The sequence below is a fragment of the Janthinobacterium algoris genome (assembly GCF_051380935.1).
Classification (GTDB): domain Bacteria; phylum Pseudomonadota; class Gammaproteobacteria; order Burkholderiales; family Burkholderiaceae_D; genus Janthinobacterium.
The window spans coordinates 352,904-376,088 of record NZ_JBNYXZ010000004.1 but is presented as its reverse complement, the minus strand read 5'-3'; the positions used below and the strand labels follow the sequence as shown (position 1 = coordinate 376,088).

22 protein-coding genes and 2 tRNA genes are annotated in these 23,185 nt (G+C 61.2%); 17 read left to right on the top strand and 7 right to left on the bottom strand.

Annotation, left to right across the window (positions count from 1 at the left end):
- Positions 1 to 84 precede the first annotated feature (84 nt).
- The 4 genes from carA to ACQ4W7_RS08555 all read left to right on the top strand — a co-directional run bounded on the left by carA (position 85) and on the right by ACQ4W7_RS08555 (position 5,584).
- Entirely contained in the window at positions 85 to 1,263 is a 1,179-nt protein-coding gene (gene carA / locus ACQ4W7_RS08570) for a glutamine-hydrolyzing carbamoyl-phosphate synthase small subunit (RefSeq protein ID WP_426073062.1), read from the top strand.
- Complete coding sequence (gene carB, locus ACQ4W7_RS08565) at positions 1,256 to 4,495, top strand: carbamoyl-phosphate synthase large subunit (RefSeq protein WP_426073061.1); 3,240 nt, start codon at positions 1,256 to 1,258, stop codon at positions 4,493 to 4,495. Before carA ends, carB begins: the two co-directional genes overlap by 8 nt.
- 169 nt (positions 4,496 to 4,664) lie before the next feature.
- The gene (gene greA / locus ACQ4W7_RS08560; RefSeq protein ID WP_426073060.1) at positions 4,665 to 5,141 is read left to right on the top strand and encodes a transcription elongation factor GreA; all 477 of its coding nucleotides are present in this window, start codon (positions 4,665 to 4,667) and stop codon (positions 5,139 to 5,141) included.
- Positions 5,141 to 5,584, top strand: coding sequence for a DUF4149 domain-containing protein (locus tag ACQ4W7_RS08555; RefSeq protein WP_436529778.1), 444 nt, complete (start codon positions 5,141 to 5,143; stop codon positions 5,582 to 5,584). The genes greA and ACQ4W7_RS08555 overlap by 1 nt, the downstream gene beginning before the upstream one ends.
- A gap of 106 nt (positions 5,585 to 5,690) precedes the next feature.
- Here ACQ4W7_RS08555 and ACQ4W7_RS08550 read toward each other — a convergent pair whose 3' ends face one another.
- Positions 5,691 to 6,161, bottom strand: a complete 471-nt coding sequence (locus ACQ4W7_RS08550) for a YhbY family RNA-binding protein (RefSeq protein ID WP_010397237.1) — start codon at positions 6,159 to 6,161, stop codon at positions 5,691 to 5,693.
- A 42-nt stretch (positions 6,162 to 6,203) separates the two neighbouring features.
- Between ACQ4W7_RS08550 and ACQ4W7_RS08545 the strand changes: the two genes are divergently transcribed.
- The 6 genes from ACQ4W7_RS08545 to ACQ4W7_RS08520 all read left to right on the top strand — a co-directional run bounded on the left by ACQ4W7_RS08545 (position 6,204) and on the right by ACQ4W7_RS08520 (position 11,619).
- Positions 6,204 to 6,887 carry an RlmE family RNA methyltransferase gene (locus tag ACQ4W7_RS08545; protein ID WP_096234939.1) on the top strand — a complete coding sequence of 228 codons (684 nt, stop codon included), beginning with the start codon at positions 6,204 to 6,206 and terminating at the stop codon, positions 6,885 to 6,887.
- A 203-nt stretch (positions 6,888 to 7,090) separates the two neighbouring features.
- Positions 7,091 to 8,974, top strand: coding sequence for an ATP-dependent zinc metalloprotease FtsH (gene ftsH / locus ACQ4W7_RS08540; protein ID WP_426073057.1), 1,884 nt, complete (start codon positions 7,091 to 7,093; stop codon positions 8,972 to 8,974).
- A 107-nt stretch (positions 8,975 to 9,081) separates the two neighbouring features.
- Positions 9,082 to 9,915 (top strand): dihydropteroate synthase, encoded by an 834-nt coding sequence (gene folP, locus ACQ4W7_RS08535; RefSeq protein ID WP_436529776.1) that lies wholly within the window; start codon positions 9,082 to 9,084, stop codon positions 9,913 to 9,915.
- Positions 9,916 to 9,954: 39 nt separating this feature from the next.
- Complete coding sequence (gene glmM, locus ACQ4W7_RS08530) at positions 9,955 to 11,292, top strand: phosphoglucosamine mutase (RefSeq protein ID WP_426073055.1); 1,338 nt, start codon at positions 9,955 to 9,957, stop codon at positions 11,290 to 11,292.
- An 81-nt stretch (positions 11,293 to 11,373) separates the two neighbouring features.
- Positions 11,374 to 11,450: transfer RNA gene (locus ACQ4W7_RS08525), tRNA-Pro, on the top strand.
- A gap of 94 nt (positions 11,451 to 11,544) precedes the next feature.
- Positions 11,545 to 11,619: transfer RNA gene (locus ACQ4W7_RS08520), tRNA-Arg, on the top strand.
- A 68-nt stretch (positions 11,620 to 11,687) separates the two neighbouring features.
- On the opposite strand, the gene ACQ4W7_RS08515 is transcribed toward ACQ4W7_RS08520, so the two are convergent.
- The 3 genes from ACQ4W7_RS08515 to ACQ4W7_RS08505 all read right to left on the bottom strand — a co-directional run bounded on the left by ACQ4W7_RS08515 (position 11,688) and on the right by ACQ4W7_RS08505 (position 13,397).
- A complete protein-coding gene (locus ACQ4W7_RS08515) occupies positions 11,688 to 11,867 on the bottom strand; it encodes a hypothetical protein (protein WP_426073054.1) in 180 nt (59 codons plus the stop codon).
- A gap of 143 nt (positions 11,868 to 12,010) precedes the next feature.
- On the bottom strand, positions 12,011 to 12,577 hold the full coding sequence (locus ACQ4W7_RS08510) for a PEP-CTERM sorting domain-containing protein (protein WP_436529774.1): 567 nt from the start codon (positions 12,575 to 12,577) through the stop codon (positions 12,011 to 12,013).
- 268 nt (positions 12,578 to 12,845) lie between these two features.
- Positions 12,846 to 13,397: a GbsR/MarR family transcriptional regulator gene (locus ACQ4W7_RS08505; RefSeq protein ID WP_436529772.1), complete on the bottom strand. Its 552-nt coding sequence runs from the start codon at positions 13,395 to 13,397 to the stop codon at positions 12,846 to 12,848.
- Between the two features lie 138 nt (positions 13,398 to 13,535).
- On the opposite strand from ACQ4W7_RS08505, the gene cydD reads away from it, so the two are divergent.
- The 5 genes from cydD to cydX all read left to right on the top strand — a co-directional run bounded on the left by cydD (position 13,536) and on the right by cydX (position 20,085).
- Positions 13,536 to 15,224, top strand: coding sequence for a thiol reductant ABC exporter subunit CydD (gene cydD, locus ACQ4W7_RS08500; RefSeq protein ID WP_436529770.1), 1,689 nt, complete (start codon positions 13,536 to 13,538; stop codon positions 15,222 to 15,224).
- Complete coding sequence (locus tag ACQ4W7_RS08495; protein ID WP_426073050.1) at positions 15,221 to 16,900, top strand: amino acid ABC transporter ATP-binding/permease protein; 1,680 nt, start codon at positions 15,221 to 15,223, stop codon at positions 16,898 to 16,900. The genes cydD and ACQ4W7_RS08495 overlap by 4 nt, the downstream gene beginning before the upstream one ends.
- A 140-nt stretch (positions 16,901 to 17,040) precedes the next feature.
- Positions 17,041 to 18,618 (top strand): cytochrome ubiquinol oxidase subunit I, encoded by a 1,578-nt coding sequence (locus tag ACQ4W7_RS08490; RefSeq protein ID WP_426073049.1) that lies wholly within the window; start codon positions 17,041 to 17,043, stop codon positions 18,616 to 18,618.
- A gap of 13 nt (positions 18,619 to 18,631) precedes the next feature.
- The gene (gene cydB / locus ACQ4W7_RS08485) at positions 18,632 to 19,786 is read left to right on the top strand and encodes a cytochrome d ubiquinol oxidase subunit II (RefSeq protein WP_436529767.1); all 1,155 of its coding nucleotides are present in this window, start codon (positions 18,632 to 18,634) and stop codon (positions 19,784 to 19,786) included.
- Positions 19,787 to 19,959: 173 nt separating this feature from the next.
- Complete coding sequence (gene cydX, locus ACQ4W7_RS08480) at positions 19,960 to 20,085, top strand: cytochrome bd-I oxidase subunit CydX (protein WP_076570210.1); 126 nt, start codon at positions 19,960 to 19,962, stop codon at positions 20,083 to 20,085.
- Between the two features lie 63 nt (positions 20,086 to 20,148).
- Here the strand turns inward: cydX and ACQ4W7_RS08475 are convergent, their stop codons facing one another.
- The gene (locus tag ACQ4W7_RS08475) at positions 20,149 to 20,361 is read right to left on the bottom strand and encodes a hypothetical protein (protein WP_426073047.1); all 213 of its coding nucleotides are present in this window, start codon (positions 20,359 to 20,361) and stop codon (positions 20,149 to 20,151) included.
- A gap of 202 nt (positions 20,362 to 20,563) precedes the next feature.
- Here ACQ4W7_RS08475 and ACQ4W7_RS08470 point away from each other — a divergent pair, with 202 nt between their 5' ends.
- A complete protein-coding gene (locus tag ACQ4W7_RS08470; protein ID WP_426073046.1) occupies positions 20,564 to 21,292 on the top strand; it encodes a hypothetical protein in 729 nt (242 codons plus the stop codon).
- Positions 21,293 to 21,307: 15 nt separating this feature from the next.
- On the opposite strand, the gene ACQ4W7_RS08465 is transcribed toward ACQ4W7_RS08470, so the two are convergent.
- Both ACQ4W7_RS08465 and ACQ4W7_RS08460 read right to left on the bottom strand, forming a co-directional pair.
- On the bottom strand, positions 21,308 to 21,682 hold the full coding sequence (locus tag ACQ4W7_RS08465) for a DUF1294 domain-containing protein (RefSeq protein WP_426073045.1): 375 nt from the start codon (positions 21,680 to 21,682) through the stop codon (positions 21,308 to 21,310).
- Positions 21,683 to 21,744: 62 nt separating this feature from the next.
- Complete coding sequence (locus tag ACQ4W7_RS08460; RefSeq protein ID WP_426073044.1) at positions 21,745 to 22,311, bottom strand: methylated-DNA--[protein]-cysteine S-methyltransferase; 567 nt, start codon at positions 22,309 to 22,311, stop codon at positions 21,745 to 21,747.
- 106 nt (positions 22,312 to 22,417) lie between these two features.
- Between ACQ4W7_RS08460 and ACQ4W7_RS08455 the strand changes: the two genes are divergently transcribed.
- Positions 22,418 to 23,176: a nucleotidyltransferase domain-containing protein gene (locus tag ACQ4W7_RS08455; protein ID WP_436529764.1), complete on the top strand. Its 759-nt coding sequence runs from the start codon at positions 22,418 to 22,420 to the stop codon at positions 23,174 to 23,176.
- Positions 23,177 to 23,185 lie beyond the last annotated feature (9 nt).

Here is a 23,185-nt window from a genome sequence, read left to right as displayed (position 1 = left end):
AAACACCCTGAGTGCATCTGGCTCGGGTAATTAGGCGGTCGGTCTGACGTGGCGCAGCTACGGTAACTTTATCAGGAGTTGCCCTTGCCGCCATTTTTTTCTGGCCCTGCCGTTCCAGCCATATTAGCGCTTGCTGATGGAACGATCTTTAAAGGTTTTTCGATCGGTGCCGCCGGTCATACCACGGGCGAGGTTGTTTTCAATACCTCCATGACCGGGTATCAGGAAATCCTTACCGACCCAAGCTATTGCCGCCAGATGGTCACCCTGACCTATCCGCATATCGGCAATACGGGCGTCAATCCGGAAGATGTCGAATCTTCCAAGGTTCATGCCGCTGGCCTCATCATCCGCGATCTGCCATTGCTGGCATCCAATTTCCGTTCCACGCTCTCCCTGTCCGACTACCTGAAAGCTGAAAATATCGTCGCCATCGCCGGCATCGATACACGCAAGCTCACGCGCATCCTGCGTGAAAAAGGTGCGCAGGGCGGCGCCATCCTGGTCGGTACGCAAGGCAATGAGCCATCCGCCGCGCAAGCGCTGGAACTGGCCCGTTCCTTCCCCGGCCTGGCCGGCATGGACTTGGCCAAGGTGGTATCGAGCAAGACTGCCTACGAGTACCGCGAAACGGAATGGACCTTGGGCGAAGGCTATGGCCAGTTGGCCGACGCCGATGCGAAATACCACGTGGTCGCCTTCGACTACGGTGTCAAGCGCAACATCCTGCGCATGCTGACGGCACGCGGCTGCAAAGTCACCGTGCTGCCGGCGCAAGCCACGGCGGCCGACGCCCTGGCGCTGAATCCGGACGGCATCTTCCTGTCGAACGGTCCCGGCGACCCGGAACCGTGCGATTACGCCATTGCTGCTACCCGCGAATTGATCGAGAAGGGCATCCCGACCTTCGGCATCTGCCTCGGTCACCAGATCATGGCGCTCGCTTCCGGCGCAAAAACGCTGAAGATGAAGTTCGGTCACCACGGCGCCAACCATCCGGTGCAAGACCTGGAAACCAAGCAAGTCTTGATTACCTCGCAAAACCACGGTTTCGCCGTCGACGCGGCAACCTTGCCCGCGAATTGCCGCGTGACCCATGAATCGCTGTTCGACGGCTCCCTGCAGGGCTTTGCCCGCACGGACAAGCCGGCTTTCTGCTTCCAGGGCCACCCTGAAGCGTCGCCGGGCCCGATGGATGTTGCTTACCTGTTTGACCGCTTCATCAACTTGATGGCTGCGGAGGAGAAAAAGAAAAATGCCTAAACGTTTAGATATTAAAAGTATTCTGATTATTGGCGCTGGCCCGATCGTGATCGGCCAGGCCTGCGAATTCGATTATTCCGGCGCGCAAGCGTGCAAGGCCCTGCGCGAAGAGGGCTACAAAGTCATCCTGGTCAACAGCAATCCTGCGACCATCATGACGGACCCGGAAATGGCCGACGTGACCTACATCGAACCGATCACCTGGTCGGTGGTTGAACGCATCATCGCCAAGGAGCGTCCGGACGCCATCCTGCCAACGATGGGCGGCCAGACGGCGCTGAACTGCGCGCTGGACCTGTTCAACAATGGCGTGCTGGCGAAATACAACGTCGAACTGATCGGCGCGTCGCCGGAAGCCATCGACAAGGCGGAAGACCGTTCCAAGTTCAAGGACGCGATGACCAAGATCGGCCTCGGTTCGGCCAAGTCGGGCGTGGCGCATTCGATGGAGGAAGCGTGGGCGGTGCAGCGCACCCTGGGCTTCCCGACCATCATCCGGCCATCGTTCACCATGGGCGGTTCCGGCGGCGGCATCGCCTACAACGAAGAAGAATTCGAAACCATCTGCAAGCGCGGCCTGGAAGCCTCGCCGACGAAAGAGTTGCTGATCGAAGAATCGTTGCTGGGCTGGAAAGAGTACGAGATGGAAGTGGTGCGCGACAAGGCGGACAACTGCATTATCATTTGCTCGATTGAAAACCTCGACCCGATGGGCGTGCACACAGGCGACTCCATCACGGTGGCGCCAGCGCAAACGCTGACGGACAAGGAATACCAGATCATGCGCAATGCCAGTCTGGCAGTGCTGCGCGAGATCGGCGTCGACACCGGTGGCTCGAACGTGCAATTTTCGATCAACCCTGTCGATGGTCGCATGATCGTCATCGAGATGAACCCGCGCGTGTCGCGTTCGTCGGCCCTGGCATCGAAAGCCACGGGCTTCCCGATTGCAAAAATCGCTGCCAAGCTGGCCGTCGGTTACACCCTGGACGAGCTGCGCAATGAAATCACGGGCGGCGCCACGCCGGCCTCGTTCGAACCGTCAATCGATTACGTCGTCACGAAGATCCCGCGTTTCACTTTCGAGAAATTCCCGACCGCCGACCACCACCTGACGACGCAGATGAAATCCGTCGGCGAAGTGATGGCGATTGGCCGTACCTTCCAGGAATCGTTCCAGAAAGCCTTGCGCGGCCTGGAAGTGGGCGTGGACGGCATGAACGAGAAAACCAAGGACCGCGAAAAGATCGAAGAAGAACTGGGCGAGCCTGGTCCTGAGCGCATCTGGTACGTGGGCGATGCGTTTGCCCAAGGTTTCACTTTGGAAGAAGTGCACAACCTGACCAAGATCGACCCATGGTTCTTGATCCAGATCAAGGAAATCGTCGACCTGGAACTGTGGCTGGACACGCAGAAGCTGGAAAATCTGGACAAGAACACCCTGTACAAGTTGAAACAGAAGGGCTTCTCGGACCGCCGCCTGGGCTTCCTGTTGCAAACGACCGACACGGCCGTGCGCCAGCAGCGCCATGCGCTCAACATCCGTCCTGTCTACAAGCGCGTCGATACCTGCGCAGCGGAATTTTCGACCGACACGGCGTATATGTACTCCACGTACGACGAAGAGTGCGAATCGAATCCGACCGACAAGAAAAAGATCATGGTGCTGGGCGGTGGCCCGAACCGTATCGGCCAGGGTATCGAATTTGACTATTGCTGCGTCCACGCGGCCCTCGCCATGCGCGAAGACGGCTACGAAACCATCATGGTCAATTGCAACCCGGAAACCGTGTCGACCGACTACGATACTTCGGACCGCCTGTACTTTGAGTCCCTGACGCTGGAAGACGTGCTGGAAATCGTCGCCATTGAAAAACCGGTGGGCGTGATCGTGCAGTACGGCGGCCAGACCCCGCTGAAACTGGCGCTGGACCTGGAAGCGAATGGCGTACCGATCATCGGCACTTCGCCCGACATGATCGATGCGGCCGAAGACCGCGAGCGTTTCCAGCAATTGTTGCACAAGCTGGAACTGCGCCAGCCGCCTAACCGCACCGCCCGCACGGAAGCCGACGCTTTGGCGCTGGCGCAGGAAATCGGTTACCCGCTGGTCGTGCGTCCATCGTACGTGCTGGGTGGCCGCGCCATGGAAATCGTGCATGAGCAACGCGACCTCGAGCGCTACATGCGCGAAGCGGTCAAGGTTTCGCACGATTCACCCGTGTTGCTGGACCGCTTCCTGAACGACGCCATCGAGTGCGACGTCGATTGCATCTCCGACGGCGAAACGACGTTTATCGGCGGCGTGATGGAACACATCGAACAGGCTGGCGTACACTCGGGCGACTCGGCTTGCTCGCTGCCACCGTATTCGCTGGCACCGGAAACCATTGAAGAACTGAAACGCCAGACGGCGCTGATGGCCAAGGGCTTGAACGTGGTCGGCCTGATGAACGTGCAGTTCGCCATCCAGAAGCAGGAAATTGACGGCGAAATGAAAGATGTCGTCTTCGTGCTGGAAGTCAATCCGCGCGCTTCGCGTACCGTGCCTTTCGTCTCGAAAGCCACGGGCTTGCAACTGGCGAAAATTGCTGCCCGCTGCATGGTCGGCCAATCGCTGGCCTCGCAAGGCATCACGCAGGAAGTCGTGCCGCCATATTTCAGCGTCAAGGAAGCCGTCTTCCCGTTCGTCAAGTTCCCGGGCGTGGACACTATCCTGGGCCCTGAAATGAAATCGACGGGCGAAGTCATGGGCGTGGGCCTGACGTTTGGCGAAGCGTTTGTGAAATCGCAACTGGGCGCCGGCGTGAACCTGCCAAAATCGGGCAAGGTCTTCATCAGCGTGAAAGCGTCGGACAAGCCGCGCGCCGTGCAAGTGGCGCGTGACCTGGTCGAGTCGGGTTTCACCGTGGTCGCCACCAAGGGCACCGCCGCCGTGATCGCCGCTGCCGGCATCGCCGTCACGCCAGTGAACAAGGTGATCGAAGGCCGTCCGCACATCGTCGACATGATCAAGAACCATGAAATCGTGCTGGTGATTAACACTGTGGAAGAAAAACGCAGCGCCATCGTCGATTCGCGGGCCATCCGCACTTCGGCCCTGGCGTCGCGCGTGACGACCTACACCACCATCGCGGGCGCGGAAGCGGCCGTCGAAGGCATCCGCCATCTGGATGAGTTGCGCGTGTACGATCTGCAAGGCCTGCACAAGACCCTGCAGCAAGCTGAATAGTCCGCGTGTCATTTGCAGTGGCCGCCGTTAGGCGGTACACTGCATGCTTATCAACCACAGAGTTCCGTGCAGAGCAGCGCGCGGCCTCTGTGGTTTTCACTTGGTGCATCCGTTAACCGTGACAAAACACGGACAACGGCGCCGATAACTAGCAGATAGTAGAGATAACATGACCTCAGTCCCATTGACCACATACGGTGCAGAACTTCTGAAAGAAGAGCTGCATCATTTGAAGACCAAGGAACGCCGCATCGTCATCGATGCGATCGCCGAAGCGCGTTCGCACGGCGACCTGTCGGAAAACGCCGAGTATGACGCCGCCAAGGAGCGCCAGGCGTTCGTGGAAGGCCGCATCGCCGAACTCGAAGGCAAGCTGGGCGCAGCGCAAATCATCGACCCGACCGCGCTCGACGCGGAAGGCCGCGTGGTCTTTGCCTCGACCGTGAACCTGGAAGACCTGGAATCGGGCCAGAAAGTCACTTACCAGATCGTGGGCCTCGATGAAGCCGACCTGAAAAAGAACAAAGTGTCCGTGACGTCCCCGATCGCCCGCGCGCTGATCGGCAAGTACGCCGGCGACGTGGTGGAAGTGCAGGCGCCGTCCGGCCCGCGCGAATACGAAATCCTGGAAGTGCTGTATATCTGATGCTCGCCCGCGTGCGCATCCTCGTTGCCACCCTGTGGGCAGGCAGCCTGTGGACCATCGGTTTTATCGTGGCGCCCACGCTGTTTGGCACTCTGAGCGACCGTGTGCTGGCGGGCAATATCGCCGGCAGCATGTTCCGCGCCGAGGCCTGGCTGTCCATCGCCTGTGCGTTGATACTGTTGGCCTTGCTGCAATGGAGTCCCGGCGCGCTGGAGCTGAAGCGCCGGCGCCTGCTGGCCGCGCTGGTGCTGTCCATGCTGGTGTGCGCGCTACTCAGCCATTTTGGCATCTCGCCCCTGATGGCCGAGCTCAAGGCGCAAGCGCCGTCGGGCATCATGCACGAAGCCATGCGCAGCCGCTTCGGCATGCTGCATGGCGTGTCGACCCTGATCTTTGCCGTGCAGAGTTTACTGGCGGGCGTATTGATCTGGAAACAGCAGTAGTTTGATATAAGTAAAGTAATTGCATGAAAAAAGCGGAGCAGGGGATATCCCGTGCTCCGCTTCTTGTTTCAAACCCGGCAGCCTTGCGGTTGCCGGGTGAACAGGCTTACTTGCTGCCCAGTGCGCTTTTCTTGGCGCTTTTCTGACGTGGCTTGGCACGCTTGATGGAACCGCCTTCGGTAACGCGCTCATTGCCCTTGATCATGACTTTCGTCACGCTGGGGCGCTTGGTGCCGCTGGCGCTGGCTTTGACGATGGTCACTTCGCGCATGCCTTTGCCGGCGCTGACCTTCTCTTTAACCACTTCTTTTTTCGGACGGTAGATTACCAGCAGTTTGCCAATATGTTGTACCGGGGCGGCGCCGAGATTGCCGCAAATCGTATCGTACATTCCGACGCGGGCTTCGCGGTCGTCGCCGAACACGCGGACTTTAATCAGACCGTGCGAATCCAGGCCAAGGTCGATCTCTTTGAGGACAGCAGGTGTCAAGCCCGCTTCGCCAATGATGACGATAGGCTTCAGCGCGTGTGCTTCGGCGCGCAGTGCGCTGCGCTCTACGGGTGTAAGTTTTAGCATAATAATATTTAGTAATTCCCTTAAAAGCAGTATTCTACGCGAATGGCAAAGAAGAAATTAAACAAAAACTGGTTGCACGACCACATAAATGATCCTTATGTGAAGTTGGCGCAAAAAGAGGGCTATCGCGCCCGGGCAGCATACAAGCTCAAAGAAATCGATGAAGACGAAAAACTGATCAAGCATGGCCAGGTAATTGTCGACCTTGGTTGCACTCCTGGCAGCTGGGCCCAGTATCTGCGGCGCAAGCTGGCCGGCAAGGACGGCGGCGGGGTCAATGGTACCCTGATTGGCCTGGACATGCTGGAAATGGAGCCGATCGCCGATTTCCACTTCATTCAGGGCGACTTCCGCGAAGCGCGCGTGCTGCGCCAACTGGAAGTGGTGTTGCAAGGGCGCAAGGTCGACGTGGTACTGTCGGACATGGCGCCCAACCTGTCGGGCATCGCCACGGCGGACGCCGCGCGCATGGAGCATTTGATCGACTTGGCCATCGAATTTTCCCAATTGCATTTGAAGCCATCGGGCGTATTGCTGGTGAAATGTTTCAAGGACATGGGTTTCAGCCAGATCGTGGAGAAATTCCGCGCCGAATTCAAGGTTGTGGTGCAGAAAAAGCCCAAGGCCAGCCGCGATAAATCGTCAGAAATCTTCCTGATGGGGCGTGGTCTCAAGAATCCGCTGAAAAATGCTGTGCAAGAAGATGATTCCGCCCTTGATATTTAAGAGGGAATCCGCACATGGGAACGAGAAGTGCAGTAGCGTCTGATGGCATAAAAGCCTAAATTGTTTATACTGCATTTTTTTTGCGTGAACGCGGTTTTTTCGCGCGCACGGATCGGCGGGCTTTGGCACGGCCCGCTTATTGCGAGTAAAATCGTGTTTCTAGCTATTGGTAAAGAGATGCGCACTGCATCCAAGGAGTCTTCGTGAATAACATGTTTTCCAAATCTGCCATCTGGGTAGTCGTATTGCTGCTGTTGTTCATGCTGTTCAAGCAATTCGACAGTCATGGCGCCACAGGCGGCAGCAAGGCCATCGCTTATTCCGATTTGCTGGATGAAGTCAAAGCCAAGCGCGTCAAGGATGTCGTGATCGAGGGTTCGTCGATCACCGCCAAGCTGATGGACGACACCAAGGTGCGTACCACCGCCACCAGTCTCGACAAGGGTCTGATCGGCGACCTGCGCGACAATGGCGTGCATTTCGATGTGCGCCCGCCTGAGGAAGCGTCGTTCCTGCAAACTATTTTTGTATCCTGGTTCCCCATGCTGCTGTTGATCGGCGTCTGGGTCTTCTTCATGCGTCAGATGCAAGGCGGCGGCAAGGGCGGGGCATTCTCGTTCGGCAAGTCGAAGGCGCGCATGATGGATGAAGCCAGCAACACCGTCACCTTTGCCGATGTCGCCGGTTGCGACGAAGCGAAAGAAGAAGTCAACGAAGTGGTCGACTTCCTCAAGGACCCGAGCAAATTCCAGAAACTGGGCGGCCGCATTCCCCGCGGCGTGTTGATGGTCGGTCCTCCGGGCACGGGTAAAACCCTGCTGGCGCGCGCCATCGCCGGCGAAGCCAAGGTGCCGTTCTTCTCGATTTCCGGTTCCGACTTCGTGGAAATGTTCGTCGGCGTGGGCGCCTCGCGTGTCCGTGACATGTTCGAGAACGCGAAAAAGCATTCGCCTTGCATCATCTTCATCGATGAGATCGACGCTGTCGGTCGTCACCGCGGTGCCGGCATGGGTGGCGGCAATGACGAGCGCGAACAGACCCTGAACCAGTTGCTGGTCGAGATGGACGGTTTTGAAGCGAACTCCGGCGTGATCGTCGTGGCCGCCACCAACCGCGCCGACGTGCTCGACAAAGCTTTGCTGCGTCCGGGCCGTTTCGACCGCCAGGTCTCCGTCGGCTTGCCCGACATCCGCGGCCGCGAACAGATCTTGAACGTGCACATGCGCAAAGTGCCTATCAGTACCGACGTGAAAGCCGATATCCTGGCTCGCGGCACCCCTGGTTTCTCGGGCGCCGACCTGGCCAACCTGGTCAACGAGGCAGCTCTGTTTGCCGCCCGTCGCAGCAAGCGCCTGGTGGAAATGGCCGACTTCGAAGATGCGAAAGACAAGATCTACATGGGTCCTGAGCGTAAATCGATGATCATCCGCGAGGAAGAGCGTCGCAATACGGCTTACCATGAGTCCGGTCATGCGGTGGTGGCCAAGCTGCTGCCGAAAGCCGATCCCGTGCATAAAGTAACGATCATGCCGCGCGGCTGGGCCCTGGGCTTGACCTGGCAGTTGCCGGAACACGACAACTTGTCCGCCTACAAGGACAAGATGCTGGAAGAAATTTCCATCCTGTTCGGTGGCCGTATCGCCGAAGAGATTTTCGTGGGACAAATGTCCACCGGCGCGTCGAACGACTTCTCGCGTGCCACCAAGCTGGCCCGTTCCATGGTGACCCGCTTCGGCATGTCCGACAGCATGGGCGTAATGGTCTACGAAGACAGCGAAAATGAAGGTTTCTTCGGTGGCGCCACCAAGACGATCTCGGAAGCGACCCAGCAAAAGGTCGATGCTGAAATCCGCAACATTCTCGACACGCAATATGCTTTGTCGCGTAAGTTGTTGGAAGGCAATCGCGACAAGGTTGAAATGATGACTAAAGCCTTGCTGGAATGGGAAACCATTGATGCAGAGCAAATCAACGACATCATGGCCGGTCTGGAGCCACGTCCGCCGAAAGTCATCCCGCCACGCCGCAATGCGGGCGGCGACAGCGGCGCGGGCGGCATCTCGCCAAACGTGACGGCGCCAGCCTGATAACGGCAGCCGCTTGATCGGTGGCGTGCTGTCTAAAAGGGTAAGGAGCAATCCTTGCCCTTTTTCGTTGCCGCAGCAGTTTTTTCCTGACGACTAAAAAGAGTTACATGCGACATTATTTGCAATTCGGCCGTTTTGGCTTCAATCTGCAGGGCACGCAGGCGTTGGTGATGGGCATCCTGAACATCACGCCCGATTCCTTTTCCGATGCGGGCCAGTATCAACACCTGGAATTTGCCATTTCGCGCGCCGAGCTGATGATAGTCGACGGCGTCGACATCATCGATATCGGCGGCGAATCGAGTCGCCCCGGCGCACGGCCGCTGCCGTTGCAGGATGAGTTGCAGCGCGTCATGCCGGTGCTGTACGCCTTGCGCGACTGCGGCAAGCCCCTGTCCATCGACACGTACAAACCCGAAGTGATGCGCGAAGCCATCTTGGCGGGTGCCGACATGATCAACGACATCAACGGTTTCTGCGCGCCAGGCGCCATCGAGGCCGTGCAGGATAGCGATTGCGCGCTGTGCATCATGCACATGCAAAGCGTGCCGCAAACCATGCAGTATCAACCCCAATACGAGGATGTGGTGCGCGAAGTCATCGCCTTCCTGCGCCAGCGCATCGAGACAATGACGGCGGCCGGCATTGCCCGCGAGCGCCTGTGCGTCGATCCCGGCTTTGGTTTCGGCAAGACGGTGGAGCAAAACTATGCCTTGCTGCGCGCCACGCGCCAGTTGCGCAGCGAACTGGACCTGCCTGTGTTGGCCGGGCTGTCGCGCAAGTCGATGATAGGCGCCGTCACAGGACGTCCCGTCAAGCAGCGCCTGGCCGGCAGTGTTGCCGGTGCGCTTGCTGCGGTAGCGCAAGGTGCAGAAATTATCCGTGTGCATGATGTGGCTGAAACCGTCGATGCGCTGAAGGTCTGGCGCATGGCGCACTGAGCCTGTAAGATTCATTATAAACAACAAAAAGAGAAATATATGACGCGTAAATATTTTGGTACCGATGGCATCCGCGGTCTGGTGGGCACGGCTCCGATCACTCCCGATTTCGTCATGCGCCTCGGCTATGCGGCCGGCAAGGTGCTGGCCAAGTCGCAAGGCGGCAAGGCGCGCCCGACGGTGCTGATCGGCAAGGACACGCGCATTTCCGGCTACATGCTGGAAGCGGCGCTGGAAGCGGGCTTGTCGGCGGCCGGCGTGGACGTGATGCTGGCCGGCCCCATGCCGACGCCGGCGATTGCCTACCTGACGCGGGCGCTGCGCCTGTCGGCCGGGGTGGTCATTTCCGCCTCGCACAATCCCTACCATGACAATGGCATCAAGTTCTTTTCCGGCCAGGGCACCAAGCTGCCCGACAGCGTGGAACTGGAAATCGAAGCGGCGCTCGACGAGCCCATGGCTTGCGTGCCGTCGGACAAGCTGGGCCGCGCCAAGCGACTGGACGATGCCCAGGGCCGCTACATCGAATTTTGCAAGAGCACCTTCCCGAACGAGCTGGACTTGCGCGGCCTGAAGATCGTCGTCGATTGCGCGCATGGCGCCGCCTACCATATCGCCCCGCACGTATTCCATGAGCTTGGCGCGGAAGTCATCGCCATCGGCAACAAGCCCGACGGTTTCAACATCAATGCGGGCTTCGGCGCCACGGCGACCAAGGCCATGGCCGATGCCGTCGTCGAGCATGGCGCCGATCTTGGTATCGCCCTCGACGGCGATGCCGACCGCCTGATCATGTGCGACGCCACGGGCCGCTTGTATAACGGCGACGAGTTGTTGTACGTCATGGTCAAGGACCGCCTGGCGACGGGTCCCGTGGCCGGCGCCGTGGGCACCCTGATGACGAACATGGCGCTGGAAGTGCTGTTCAAGCAGCAAGGCATCGGCTTTGCGCGCGCCAAGGTGGGCGACCGCTACGTGCTGGAAGTCATGAAGGAAAAGGGCTGGATACTGGGCGGCGAAGGTTCCGGCCATTTGCTGTGCCTGGACAAGCATACGACGGGCGACGGCATTGTCTCTGCGCTGCAAGTGTTGTCTGCGCTCAAGCGTAGCGGCCAGAGTCTGCAGCAATGCCTGGCCGAACTGGTGCTGTTCCCGCAAACCCTGATCAACCTGCGCGTGGCGCCCGGTTTCGACTGGCAAAAAAATGCCGCCATGGTGGCCGAGAAAGAACTGGTCGAGGCTGAGCTGGGCGACACGGGCCGCGTGCTGATCCGCGCTTCGGGCACCGAACCGCTGATCCGCGTGATGGTCGAGGCGAAAGACAAGGAGGTGGCTGAATCGATGGCACGCCGCATCGCCGACAAGGTCGGTGTGTAAAGGCAAGGGGCGATAGTTATTTCCATCTAATTCGCCTGGGGCAATTGACGAAATTGGGCGGGGGCGTTATTATCTTGTCTTCGGAGTGTGGCGCAGCCCGGTAGCGCACCTGGTTTGGGACCAGGGGGTCCAAGGTTCGAATCCTTGTACTCCGACCAAAGTCATAAACGGGCTGTCAGAAATGACAGCCCGTTTTCTATTCCGCGCAGGCATGTCATTGCTGGCGCGCATGGATTAAAATACTGCACCTTTCCGCCCATCGTTCAACGGATAGGACAACGGTCTTCTAAACCGTGAATGGGGGTTCGATTCCCTCTGGGCGGACCAGTTTCATGCTGGCCACGGCTTGCGCCATGCGGCCGCTTCTTCTCTTTTCCTGTCTTCCGCACGCGGCCCTAAGGCTGCGCAAACAGCACCACGCTCAGCAAATACAGCAGCGGCACCGCACACAGCAGCGCAGATAATACCGACAGCATTTTCTTGCTCGCCAGGCGTGCCAGGCGCAGCCGTTCGCGCACGGGCAAATGCTGGCGCAGCACGCTGCGCGTGCGCGACTGGAATGGGGATTCATGCATGGAGGCTCCTTCGCAAGGGTGGCTGTGGTGCCAACCAGCATAGCGAAAGCGGCATAAAGGCGGTGTAAAGAGTGGGCGGCGCGGCGCAAGCGCGCTGTAAACATGGGTGCGCCGGCGCCGTGTTGCAGGTCTTCTTGATGCTCCTATTTTGCCTGGCGGCGGCGCGCCATGACACCGAGCAGGCCCAGGCCGGCGAGCAGCATGGCATAGGTTTCCGGTTCAGGTATGGCGGAAACGTAAGCGCGGTAATTGCTCAGGTCCTTGGGCAAGCCTTCTACCGTGAACGTCGTGCCGGCTGCGACGGGCGCGGCCCAGTGGAAGACCAGTTCGCCCTGGCCGAAGTGGATGGCCAGGAAGTCATAGGCGGCCGCGCTCGTATAGGAATTGACGCCGCCACTCAAGCCTGCCGTGGTGCCGGCAGTGCAGCCCGAAGTAGCATTGTCGCAATACGATACGGCTGGGCCCAGGCTGGTGCCGAAGACGCCATTGATATACCCCTGGATGTCGGATGGGCTTTGCGGCGTCAGGTTGCCGTCATAGTATTTCACCATCAGTGCCGGCGACGGCGTGTAGGTAACGGTACTGCCTGCGATGCTGAAACCGCTGGCCGGTCCCACGTCGATCCATGTAGCAGCCTGCGCCATGCCCATCAAGGCCGTCAGGGTGGCCAGTATAGATGTCCGTATTGCAATTCTTGTTATGCTTTTCATGAAAATCCCCTTTTATTGTATTGCAGAAATTTCACTGCTTTAGGGTGCGCGCCATCCAGTCAGGGAGGTCAACTTGTCACCCGGTCACCTTTGCGTGAGTACGCATATGCAAGCTTAGTCTTGATGTAAACTAATGCAATTCAAATAATTCTATTGACTTAGTTGATAACAGCGCATACGGCTATGTATGGCTGTGTTAGCGGGAGTCTGTGCGGCGAGCAGAAATGGCGTGACAACACGCACCACTTTGTGTTATGAAAAGAGAGCTTCAGTCGCTGTTATTGCTGACGCCAAACAGGCGGTCCTTGGCATTGAGCAGCTTTTGCACCTTGGCGCCCATTTTCATCAGTTGCGCCATCGATTCGGGCGACAGGCGCTGCAAGTCGTCGAACCAGGTGTTGGCCAGATCGACCAGTTCATACATTTCGCGCATGCGCTCCTGCGCATACTGATCCACGGCTTCCGTGGCCGGCGCCAGCAGCGATTCGCGCAGCACTGTCAGGGTGGGCGCCACTTCACGGCGGCGGCGTTCGGCGGCCACCACGCGGAAGATTTGCCAGACATCGCCCAGCGAGGAAAAATATTCGCGCCGGTCGCCGGGGATGCGCGACTGGCGTATCAAGCCCCAGCCCTGCAATTCTTTCAAGCCGATGCTCACGTTCGAGCGTGAAAAACTCAGGTGTTCCGCGATTTCGTCCGCGTGCAAAGGATGCTCTGCGACAAACAACAAGGCGTACACTTGCCCCACCGTTCGGTTAAAGCCCCAGCGGCTGCCCATCTCGCCGAAATGGCTGACAAAGGTCAGGATCAACGGCGTCATTTGGATATGTTGAGTTTTCATAATTATCTGAATTTTTTCACGCCATGCCCGCAGGGTCAATTGATATATGTCATGTTTCGCAGTATTATACAAAAAATCGAATTTACAGAAAATTCTGAAAACTCAAAAAGTATAGAGATGCCTACCACGCCACTGTCTTTGCCCCGCTGTATTCTTCCCCGTGCCGCCAGCCTGGCACAAGGTGGTGCCGCCTTGCTGTGGCTGCCACAAGCGGCCTTGCTGGCCTGGGCCGTGCAAGCCATGCAGGGCGGTGCACCCTGGCGCGCGGCCCTGCTGCCGGCTGCGGGCGTGCTGCTGCTGGGCGTGCTGCGCGCAGGCTGCGAAGCGTGGGGCGCGCGGCGCATGTATGCGGCGGCGCGCGAGCACCTGTCCACTTTGCGCGCACAGGTGGCGCAAGCGCTGGCGCACCGTTCACCGCTGGACCGCCAGCGCGCGCAGTCGGGCCAGGCTGCCAGCGTCATCGCCGAGCAGGCCGAAGCCATCGTGCCGTATCTGGTGCGTTACAAGCCCGCGCGCTGGAAAGTCGTGCTCGTGCCGCTCGTGATCCTGGCCGTCGTGACGCCGCTGTCGTGGATCGCCGCCTTGATCCTGCTCATCGCCGCACCCCTGATTCCCGTCTTCATGGCCCTGGTGGGCATGGGCGCGCAAGCGGCCAGCCGCGCGCAGATGGTGGAAATGGGCAGCATGAACGCCTTTCTATTGGACCGCCTGCGCGGCCTGGCCACCCTGCGCGCGCTCGACGCCGTCGACGCCACGGCCGCACGGCTGGATGCCTCGTCGCAATCCGTGCGCCGGCGCACGATGGTGGTGCTGCGCATCGCCTTTTTGTCGTCTGCCGTGCTGGAACTGTTTTCCGCGCTGGGGGTGGCCATGGTGGCGGCGTTTATCGGATTCTCCTTGCTGGGCAGCATCAATTTCGGCACCTGGGGTCGGGAACTGAACCTGGGGCAGGGCTTGTTCATCCTGCTGCTGGCGCCCGCATTCTTCGAGCCCCTGCGCGAATTGGCCGCCGTCTGGCACGACAAGGCGGCCGGCGAAGCGGGCCTGGCCGGTTTGCATGACCTGGCGGGGGAGGGCGTGCCCCTGCCTGGCTTTGGTGCGGAAGTGGCTGCCGTTTCCGCCGCCGCCATGGCGGTGGCCCCGCCGCCCGCCGTCGAGATCCATCAACTGCGCTTTGCCCACCCGGGCGAAACGCCCGTGTTTGACGGCTTCGACTTGTGCGTGCGTGCCGGCGAGCACGTGGCCCTGCTGGGCGCCAGCGGCGCCGGCAAGACCACCTTGCTGTCCTTGCTGGCCGGCTTGCTGCCCGCCAATGGCGGAGATATGCGCATCGGTGGCGTGCGCCTGACCGACAGCACCGTGAATACCTTGCGCCAGCGCGTGGCCTGGATGGGCCAGCGCCCGCATGTGTTTGCCGCGTCCGTCAGCCAGAACGTGACCCTGGGCCGCGTCGGCGCGAACGCTGCGCACGTGACGCAGGCGCTGCACCTGGCCGACCTGGCCGCCGTGGCCCAGGCGCAGCCGGCCGTCATGCTCAGCGATGGCGGCCAGGGCTTGTCCGGCGGCGAAGCCGTGCGCCTGGCGCTGGCCCGCGTGGCCCTGCACCCGCATGCCGACCTGCTGCTGGTCGATGAACCGACGGCCCACCTGGACAGCGAAACGGCGGCGCGCGTGACGGACGCCCTGCTGGAATTGGCCAAGGGCAAAACCATGATCGTTGCCACGCACGACCCGGTGCTGGCTGGCCGGCTGCAGCGCACAGTGCAGGTCGATGCGCAGGCGCAGAAGGAAGAGGCGCGCGCATGAAAACTTCTCTCATCTGGAATCCCGTCCTGCGGCAATTGTTGCTGGCCCAGCCGGGCAAGCTGATCCTGGGCGCCATGCTGGCGGCCCTGACGGCGGTGGCCGGCATGGCCTTGCTGGGCTTGTCCGGCTGGTTTATCACGGCCACCTCGATTGCCGGCTTGCACGCCTCCACCGCGATCCTGTTCGACGTGTTCGGTCCCTCGGCCGGCATCCGTTTGCTGGCCATCGGCCGCACGGGCTCGCGCTATGCGGAGCGCCTCGTCACGCACGACGCCACGTTCGCCGCGCTGGTCTGCATCCGCGTGCAACTGTTTCGCGGCTGGTCGCGCCCGGAAGCGGCCAGCCGCTTGCTGCGCCAGCCCGCCAAACTGCTGTTCCGCCTGACGGCCGATATCGACGCGCTCGAAGCGCTGTACCTGCGCCTGTTGGTGCCGGCTTTTACGGCACTGTGCGCGGCCTTGCTGGCCGGCGTGGCGCTGGGCGTGATGCAGTGGCAGCTGGGCTTGGGCCTGGCAGCGTGGCTGCTGGCCGCCGGTGGCGGCATCAGCTGGCTGGTGGTGCGCCGCGCCCGCCATCCCGCCATCGTGCGCTCGCGCGCCATTGAAAAATTGCGTTCCGGTACCATCGACCTGGTGGCGGGCCAGACGGACCTGGTAATGGCGGGGCGCATCGATGCCCAGTGCCTCGCGCTGGGGCAGATCGACCGCTCGCTGGCGCAAGCCGATTTCGCCTTGCTGCGCTTGGACACGGCTGCCGGCGCCGCGTATGGCGTTGCCGGCAGCGTGACTTTGGCCGGCGTGCTGCTGGCCGTGGCCGCGCTGGTGCAGCAGCAGGTGCTGAACCTGCCGCTGGCAGCCCTGGCGTTGTTGATTGCGCTGACGGCCGTGGAGCCGTTTGCGGGATTGCGCCGTGGCGCGCTGGAAGCGGGGCGCATGCTGCTGGCCATGCGCCGCCTGGCGCCGCGCCTCGATGGACAGGACGTGGCGCCGTCCGCGGATGCCGCGCCGGGCTTGCGCCTGGAGCACGTCAGCGGCGCGCATGCGGGCAGCCATGTTGCAATTTTGCATGATATTTCCCTGCACATCGCCGCGGGCGAGCGCGTGGCCTTGATCGGCCCCAGCGGCGCGGGCAAGTCGACCTTGCTGGCCATCGCCGCGCGCGAGCTGGCGCCGCTGTCGGGAACGGTGGCCGCACCGCGCGCCTGTTTGTTCACCCAGAAGACGGAACTGTTCCAGGATAGCCTGCGCGACAACCTGCGCCTGGCCGACCCGTCCGCCAGCGATGCGCAGCTGTGGGCGGCGCTGCAATCGGCAGGCCTGGATGAGGAAGTGCGGGCCTTCGCGGGCGGCCTCGATACGCTGTTGGGCGAGGGCGGCCTGGGCTTGTCGGGCGGGCAGGCGCGGCGCTTCGCGCTGGCGCGGTTGTTCCTGCACGAGTCGACCCTGTGGCTGCTGGACGAAGCCACCGAAGCGCTCAATGCGCAGGCGGCAATCGATGTCCTGCAGCGCCTGCGCGCGCGCAGCGTCGGACGTACCGTGCTGATCGCCACCCACTTGCGGCGCGAAGCGGCGCTGGCGGACCGGCTGGTCATCCTGCGCGACGGCCGCATCGTGGGCGACGCGCGCCGTGGCACACAAGCCTTCGAGGCGGCGCTGGCTGGCTTGCGCGGCGATTGAGGAAGAATAGGGGAAGAGTAGGGGAAGAGTAGGGAGATACGGGCGGCGCTGCCTGACAGCTGTGCAACACCGGCGCCTAGCGAAACAGCATCAGATAGATACCAAGTTTACACACAGTAGGGAAATACCAAGGAAATCATATGGACTTCGATATTGTCGCTTTATCCAGACTGCAGTTCGCGCTGACAGCTCTGTACCACTTTATATTCGTTCCGCTGACGATAGGCCTGTCAGTGATCCTCGCCATCATGGAGACGGTTTACGTGATGACGAACCGCACCATCTGGCGCGACATGACCAAGTTCTGGGGTGTCTTGTTCGGCATCAACTTCGCCATGGGCGTGGCGACAGGCATCGTCATGGAATTCCAGTTCGGCATGAACTGGAGCTATTACAGCCATTATGTGGGCGATATTTTCGGCGCGCCGCTGGCCATCGAGGGCTTGATGGCCTTCTTCCTGGAAGCGACCTTCGTCGGCCTGTTCTTTTTCGGCTGGGACAAGCTGTCGAAGCGGGGCCACCTGGTCACGACCTGGCTGGTGGCCATCGGCTCGAACTTCTCGGCCCTGTGGATCCTGATCGCCAACGGCTGGATGCAAAATCCCGTCGGCGCGGCCTTCAATCCGCAGACCATGCGCATGGAAGTGACCGACTTCGGCGCCGTGCTGACGAATCCTGTTGCACAGGCGAAATTCGTGCACACGGTGTCGGCCGGCTATACGGCGGCGGCGATTTTCGTGCTGGGTATTTCCGCCTGGTATCTGCTGAAGGGCCGCCATGTGCAGCTGGCCAAGCGCTCGATGACGGTGGCCGCCTCGTTCGGCCTGGCCGCTTCGCTGTCGGTGGTGGTGCTGGGCGATGAAAGCGGTTACCTGTCGTCCGAACACCAAAAGATGAAGCTGGCAGCCATCGAAGCCATGTGGACCACGGAACCGGCGCCTGCCGCCTTCACGGCTTTCGGCTTCCCCGACGAGAAAGCGCGCGAGACGCATTATGCCGTGCACATCCCGATGGTGATGGGCTTGATCGGTACGCGTTCGCTGACGACGGAAATCCCCGGCATCGAGCAATTGGTCGACCGCGGCGAGCTGCTGATCAAGGATGGCATCAAGGCGTATGACGCGCTGCAAACCATCCGCAGCGTGGCGCCCGGCGCGCCCGTGCCGCAAGAGGCGAAAGACATGTTCGAGTCGAAAGGCCAGTCCATGGGTTACGCCTTGCTGCTGAAACGCTATGTCGACGATCCGCGCGAGGCCACGCCCGAGCAGATCCGCAAGGCCGCGCTCGACACCGTGCCGCCCGTGGCGCCCTTGTTCTGGTCTTTCCGCGTGATGGTGGGCCTGGGCATGTTCTTTATCTTGCTCACCGGTACTTTCTTCATCCTGTCGACGCGCCGCACCTTGGACAAGCACCGCTGGCTGTTGAAGCTGGCCGTGTTCGCCATCCCGCTGCCGTGGGTGGCGATTGAGGCGGGCTGGATCGTGGCCGAAGTGGGCCGCCAGCCGTGGGTGATCGAAGGCGTGCTGCCGACGGCCGTGGCCGTCTCTAACCTGGGTGCGACCACCTTGCTCATCACCATTGCCGGCTTTGCCGCCATCTACACCGTGCTGTTGATTATTGAAATGAAGCTCATGCTCAAGGCCATCCGCAAAGGGCCGGAAGAGACGCCACCGGCCCCCGCGCCAGCGGCCGCAGCCATTCATACTCAACGCGCCTAAGGAGGGCCAGACCATGATTTTGCATGAAATGATTTCTTACGAAACACTGCGCCTGATCTGGTGGCTGCTGATCGGCATCTTGCTGGTGGGCTTTGCCATCACGGACGGCTTCGACTTGGGCACGGGCATCTTGCTGCCCTTCGTCGGCAAGACGGACCTCGAGCGCCGTGTCGTCATCAACAGTATCGGTCCCGTGTGGGAAGGCAACCAGGTATGGCTGATCCTCGGCGGCGGCGCCATCTTTGCCGCCTGGCCGCAGCTGTACGCCGTCTCGTTCTCGGGCTTTTACCTGGCCATGTTCGTCATCCTGGTGGCGCTGATCGTGCGTCCCGTGGCGTTTAAATTCCGCAGCAAGCGCGAAGACCCGCGCTGGCGCGCCCGCTGGGACGCGGCCCTGTTCGTGGGCGGCTTCGTGCCGGCCCTGATCTGCGGCGTGGCGATAGGCAACGTGCTGCAAGGCGTGCCGTTCCGTTTCTCGTCGGACATGCACATCTTCTATGACGGCAGTTTCTTTGCGCTGCTCAACCCGTTCGCACTGCTGTGCGGCCTGGTCTCGGTGGCCATGCTGGTGATGCACGGCGCCACCTGGCTGCAAGTGAAAACGGACGGTGCCGTGGCTGACCGTTCGCGCCGCTACGGCAGCGTGGCGGCGATCGCCACCGTCGTGCTGTATGCGGCCGCCGGCGTGGCCCTATGGCTGTGGATCGACGGCTACCGCTACACCAGCGCCATCGTCGTCGATGGCCCGTCCAACCCGATGCTGAAAACGGCGGAAGTGTACGTGGGCGCCTGGTTCCTCAACTTTGCCGCCCATCCGTGGACCTGGATCGCCCCTGCGGTAGGCTTGTTGGGCCCCTTGCTGGCCTTTGCCTTCCTGCGCGCGCGGCGCGAAGTGCCTGCCTTGCTGGCCAGCGCGGCCAGCATCGCCGGCATCATACTCAGCGTGGGCGCGGCCATGTTCCCGTTCATCCTGCCCTCGTCGATTGACCCGCGCGCCAGCCTGACCGTGTGGGATTCCTCGTCCAGCCACATGACCCTGTTCATCATGCTGGTCGTCACGGCCGTCTTCATTCCCCTCATCGTGGCGTACACGACCTGGGTATATAAAGTGTTGTGGGGCAAGGTTGACGGCAAAGCCATCGAAGACGACACCGGTCACGCTTATTGAGAACACCAAACCAAACCTACTGCGCCTCGCGCTTTGCGGCCGGCGATGCTCACCGTACTAGAGTACGGTTGCGCTTCTCGGCCACAAATCGCTGCCGCTCGCTACGGTTTTGTTAGGCGTCGTTAGTTTGATCTTAAAAATGATCAAGTTGGAATTGAAGAAAGGACATAATTATGTGGTATTTCGCCTGGATACTGGGTCTTCCGCTGGCGGCGACGTTCGCCGTGCTCAATGCAATGTGGTATGAAGTTGCCGATGGCGACACGACGCCCGAGCAGTACCGCGACACGCCCAAGTAGGCGCGTGTCGGCTTGACTGGCCCCGCCCCGTGCGCATGCATCGGGCGGGGCTTTTACTTTTTATCAAAGCAAGATGAATTCGCCGCGGATGCGCAGCTTCATGCCGCGCGGCGCGTCGGCGCCCGCTGCCACGGCCCAGGCCGTGATCCATTGCGCGCAGCGTTGCCGCTCGGCCGCATCGTGCAAGCATTGCAAGCGCGCATCGGCCCGGTCGATGCGCTGGGCCAGATACAGGCGCTGATCCAGGGGATCCGTCTTTTTGCTGTAATGCTGCATGGCGATTCCTTTCCGCATGGTAACTTCGCGTGGTAACTTTGTTCGGTCATGGCATAGCCATGTACGCGCGGGCCGGGCGCCTGGATTCAGTTTCATGAAAATAAAAAGCCACGCACATCGCGCGGCGCGCCCGCTGCGCCTGCCCAAGGGGATGAGGGCGGCGTCTGCTACACTGCGTTCCACTTTTATCGACGGAACTGCCATGACTTCCCTTCCTTTGCCGTACCGCGCCACCGCCACCGAAGCCTGTGCCTGGCTGGCGCACCAGACCGGCACGCCGTGGACCCTGGCGCGCCTGCTGGAGCAGGGCGGCTTGCCGTTTGTCTGGCTCGATTACAGCGACGCGTGGGCCGAGCTATTCCATGACGGCGTGACACGCTATGCGGCGCCCGTCGTGTTCATCGGCGACAAGCAGCACCTGGCTTCGGGCGCCGAGGATGTCTGGCTGCGTTTTACGCGCGACTCTGGCAATATCGCCATCGAACTGAAGGCACCGGGCTTGCGCGTGCCCGTCGACGGCTTGCATTTCCAGGAGCGCGATCTGTTACGTTTGCTCAAGGAGTTGCAGCATCCGCAGCCGGCCGAGCCGGAAGCCGGAGCTGACAACGCAGTGCCGTTTGTCTTGCCCAGCGCCTTGAAGGGCCTGGGGCGCGAGCACATCCTGATCGCCTTTGCCGGCGTGGGCAAGGTCGACCTGGACAAAGGCATGGCCAGTGGCGTGGGCATCTTTGGCGACGACGGCGCGCGCGTGCGCAAGAATTCGCGGGGCGGCAAGAACAGCCATTTGTGGCATCCGGTGACTTTGGCGTTCGGCTTGCACGATGTGCACCGCGTGCCGATGGCGCACCTGAAGAAGGCGTTCGCCACGCAAGCGTTGCTGCGCGAATGGAAAGCGGACTGGCTGGAATCGCTGCGCTTGCTGGGCGAGTAATGGGTCGCAGCGGTCCTACAGTTCGATGGGCGCCACCTCGGTGCCGATATCGGGCGCCGCGTAATGCATGCTGAAATACACGAAGGCGCCGATATTGATGGCGACGGTGATCCAGAACAGCACGCGGAACGAACGCTTGCTGGACTTGTGGCGCAGCCATTGTTGCGCCAGTACGGCGCCGGGCCAGCCGCACAGCAGCCCCAACAGCAGCAGGGTGCGTTCCGATGTGCGCCAGCGCCCTTGTTTGGCGGCCGACTTGTCGATCGCATAGGCAACGAAACAGCTCAGGCTTAGCACGCCATACACGAGGGCGACCAAAGCGGGGATGTGGAAAAAGAAAGTGGCCAGCAGATACAGGACAGCAAAGAGCAGGATGGATAGATACGGCATAATTCTTGATATGTTTGCTTGAATGGATGGCTTAACCATCCGGGAGTAATAGGAATAAACGGCTAGAACAAACAGCCTTGCGCGGTATCAAGGTGTACGGCGCGGCGGCGGGCGTGGCCTGTCTTCAGCGCTTCGCGGTCGCTGGACAGGGCGATGCCTTCCAGGGCCAGCAGAGTTACCTTGGCATGCAAGCCGCCCGCAAAACCCGTCAATTCGCCCGTGGCGCCAATGACCCGGTGGCAGGGGGCGATGATGGAAATGGGATTCTTGCCGTTGGCGGCACCCACGGCGCGCACGGCGGCGGGACGGCCTATTAGGCGCGCGATCTCGCCATAGCTGCGCGTCTGGCCATACGGTATCGTCAGCAGCGCGCGCCAGACTTCCTGCTGGAATGACGTGCCGGCAAAATCGAGCGGGACGTCGAATTGCTGGCGGGTACCAGCGAAATACTCGCCCAGCTGGTGCGCCGTTTCCTGCAGCACGGCGCAACTGTCATCGACGCGCATCTCGCCCAGGCGCACGCGGTTGGGCTTGTCGTTTTCCCACAGGATGGCGGCCAGAGCCGCCCCGCGCGCCACCAGGGTCAGCTCGCCCACGGGCGAGGGCACCACGATGCAGTCGTATTCCATGTTTGTTCCTTGATCAGATAGCGCCAGTGTAGCAGGATGGCGGCGGTGTGCATGTCGTGTGCAGGATCCCGTGTAGGATAGTGTTTTTCAGCACGGAGCACTGGCTGTGACAAACATTTTCACCTATGACGATATCCGCGCGATTGCCGTGCGGCTGGTGCGCGAGCGCTATCCTGCTGCCGTGGCGGCCATCATCGGTGGCTCGTTCGCCACGGGCCGGCAGACGCCCAGTTCCGATATCGATTTGCTGCTGCTGTTCGACCACGTCGATTGCGCCTGGCGCTCGACCATCGTGGCCGAAGGGCGCACGGTGGAACTGTTTGCGCACGACCTGGCCACGTTCACGTATTTTTGCAAGGAAATGGATGCACCGGGCGGCACGGTGCCGCTGGTGCGCATGGTGCTGGAAGGCAAAAATATCGCTGCCTCCGGCACACATTACGCGCAATTGCTTGCGCTGGCGCAAGCCATCGACGGGGCCGGGCCGCCCGTGCTCGACGTGGACAATTTGCAGCGGCGCCGCTATGCCATCACCACCTCGCTGGAAGACCTGGTCGACAGCCGGCACCCGGGCGAGGCGCTGGCCGTCGCTTGCCAGCTGTATCAAGCGCTGGCCGACCTGCACTTGCGCGCGGCTGGTGTATGGAGCGGCGGCGGCAAGCACCTGTTCCGCCGCCTGCAGGCATTTGACGCGGCCATCGCCAAGGAGCTCGACGGTGCCTTGCGCCTGGTCGCCAGCGACCTGGCGGCGGGCCAGCGCGCGTTCGAACACGTCACCGCCGCCGTGTTGGCGCCCGTCGGCGGTCCTTTGCTCGATGGCTTCACCCTGCCGGCGCCCGCACACTGGCGCAGCGCGGCAGTGTGATGGCCGCGC

Excerpts from the sequence above, each read along its gene's own strand:
- carB (WP_426073061.1), top strand. The coding sequence starts at position 1,256 with ATGCCTAAACGTTTAGATATTAAAAGTATTCTGATTATTGGCGCTGGC.
- greA (WP_426073060.1), top strand. The coding sequence starts at position 4,665 with ATGACCTCAGTCCCATTGACCACATACGGTGCAGAACTTCTGAAAGAA.
- ACQ4W7_RS08555 (WP_436529778.1), top strand. The coding sequence starts at position 5,141 with ATGCTCGCCCGCGTGCGCATCCTCGTTGCCACCCTGTGGGCAGGCAGC.
- ACQ4W7_RS08550 (WP_010397237.1), bottom strand. The coding sequence starts at position 6,161 with ATGCTAAAACTTACACCCGTAGAGCGCAGCGCACTGCGCGCCGAAGCA.
- ACQ4W7_RS08545 (WP_096234939.1), top strand. The coding sequence starts at position 6,204 with ATGGCAAAGAAGAAATTAAACAAAAACTGGTTGCACGACCACATAAAT.
- folP (WP_436529776.1), top strand. The coding sequence starts at position 9,082 with ATGCGACATTATTTGCAATTCGGCCGTTTTGGCTTCAATCTGCAGGGC.
- glmM (WP_426073055.1), top strand. The coding sequence starts at position 9,955 with ATGACGCGTAAATATTTTGGTACCGATGGCATCCGCGGTCTGGTGGGC.
- ACQ4W7_RS08515 (WP_426073054.1), bottom strand. The coding sequence starts at position 11,867 with ATGCATGAATCCCCATTCCAGTCGCGCACGCGCAGCGTGCTGCGCCAG.
- ACQ4W7_RS08510 (WP_436529774.1), bottom strand. The coding sequence starts at position 12,577 with ATGAAAAGCATAACAAGAATTGCAATACGGACATCTATACTGGCCACC.
- ACQ4W7_RS08505 (WP_436529772.1), bottom strand. The coding sequence starts at position 13,397 with ATGACGCCGTTGATCCTGACCTTTGTCAGCCATTTCGGCGAGATGGGC.
- cydD (WP_436529770.1), top strand. The coding sequence starts at position 13,536 with ATGCCTACCACGCCACTGTCTTTGCCCCGCTGTATTCTTCCCCGTGCC.
- ACQ4W7_RS08495 (WP_426073050.1), top strand. The coding sequence starts at position 15,221 with ATGAAAACTTCTCTCATCTGGAATCCCGTCCTGCGGCAATTGTTGCTG.
- ACQ4W7_RS08490 (WP_426073049.1), top strand. The coding sequence starts at position 17,041 with ATGGACTTCGATATTGTCGCTTTATCCAGACTGCAGTTCGCGCTGACA.
- cydB (WP_436529767.1), top strand. The coding sequence starts at position 18,632 with ATGATTTTGCATGAAATGATTTCTTACGAAACACTGCGCCTGATCTGG.
- cydX (WP_076570210.1), top strand. The coding sequence starts at position 19,960 with ATGTGGTATTTCGCCTGGATACTGGGTCTTCCGCTGGCGGCGACGTTC.
- ACQ4W7_RS08475 (WP_426073047.1), bottom strand. The coding sequence starts at position 20,361 with ATGCAGCATTACAGCAAAAAGACGGATCCCCTGGATCAGCGCCTGTAT.
- ACQ4W7_RS08470 (WP_426073046.1), top strand. The coding sequence starts at position 20,564 with ATGACTTCCCTTCCTTTGCCGTACCGCGCCACCGCCACCGAAGCCTGT.
- ACQ4W7_RS08465 (WP_426073045.1), bottom strand. The coding sequence starts at position 21,682 with ATGCCGTATCTATCCATCCTGCTCTTTGCTGTCCTGTATCTGCTGGCC.
- ACQ4W7_RS08460 (WP_426073044.1), bottom strand. The coding sequence starts at position 22,311 with ATGGAATACGACTGCATCGTGGTGCCCTCGCCCGTGGGCGAGCTGACC.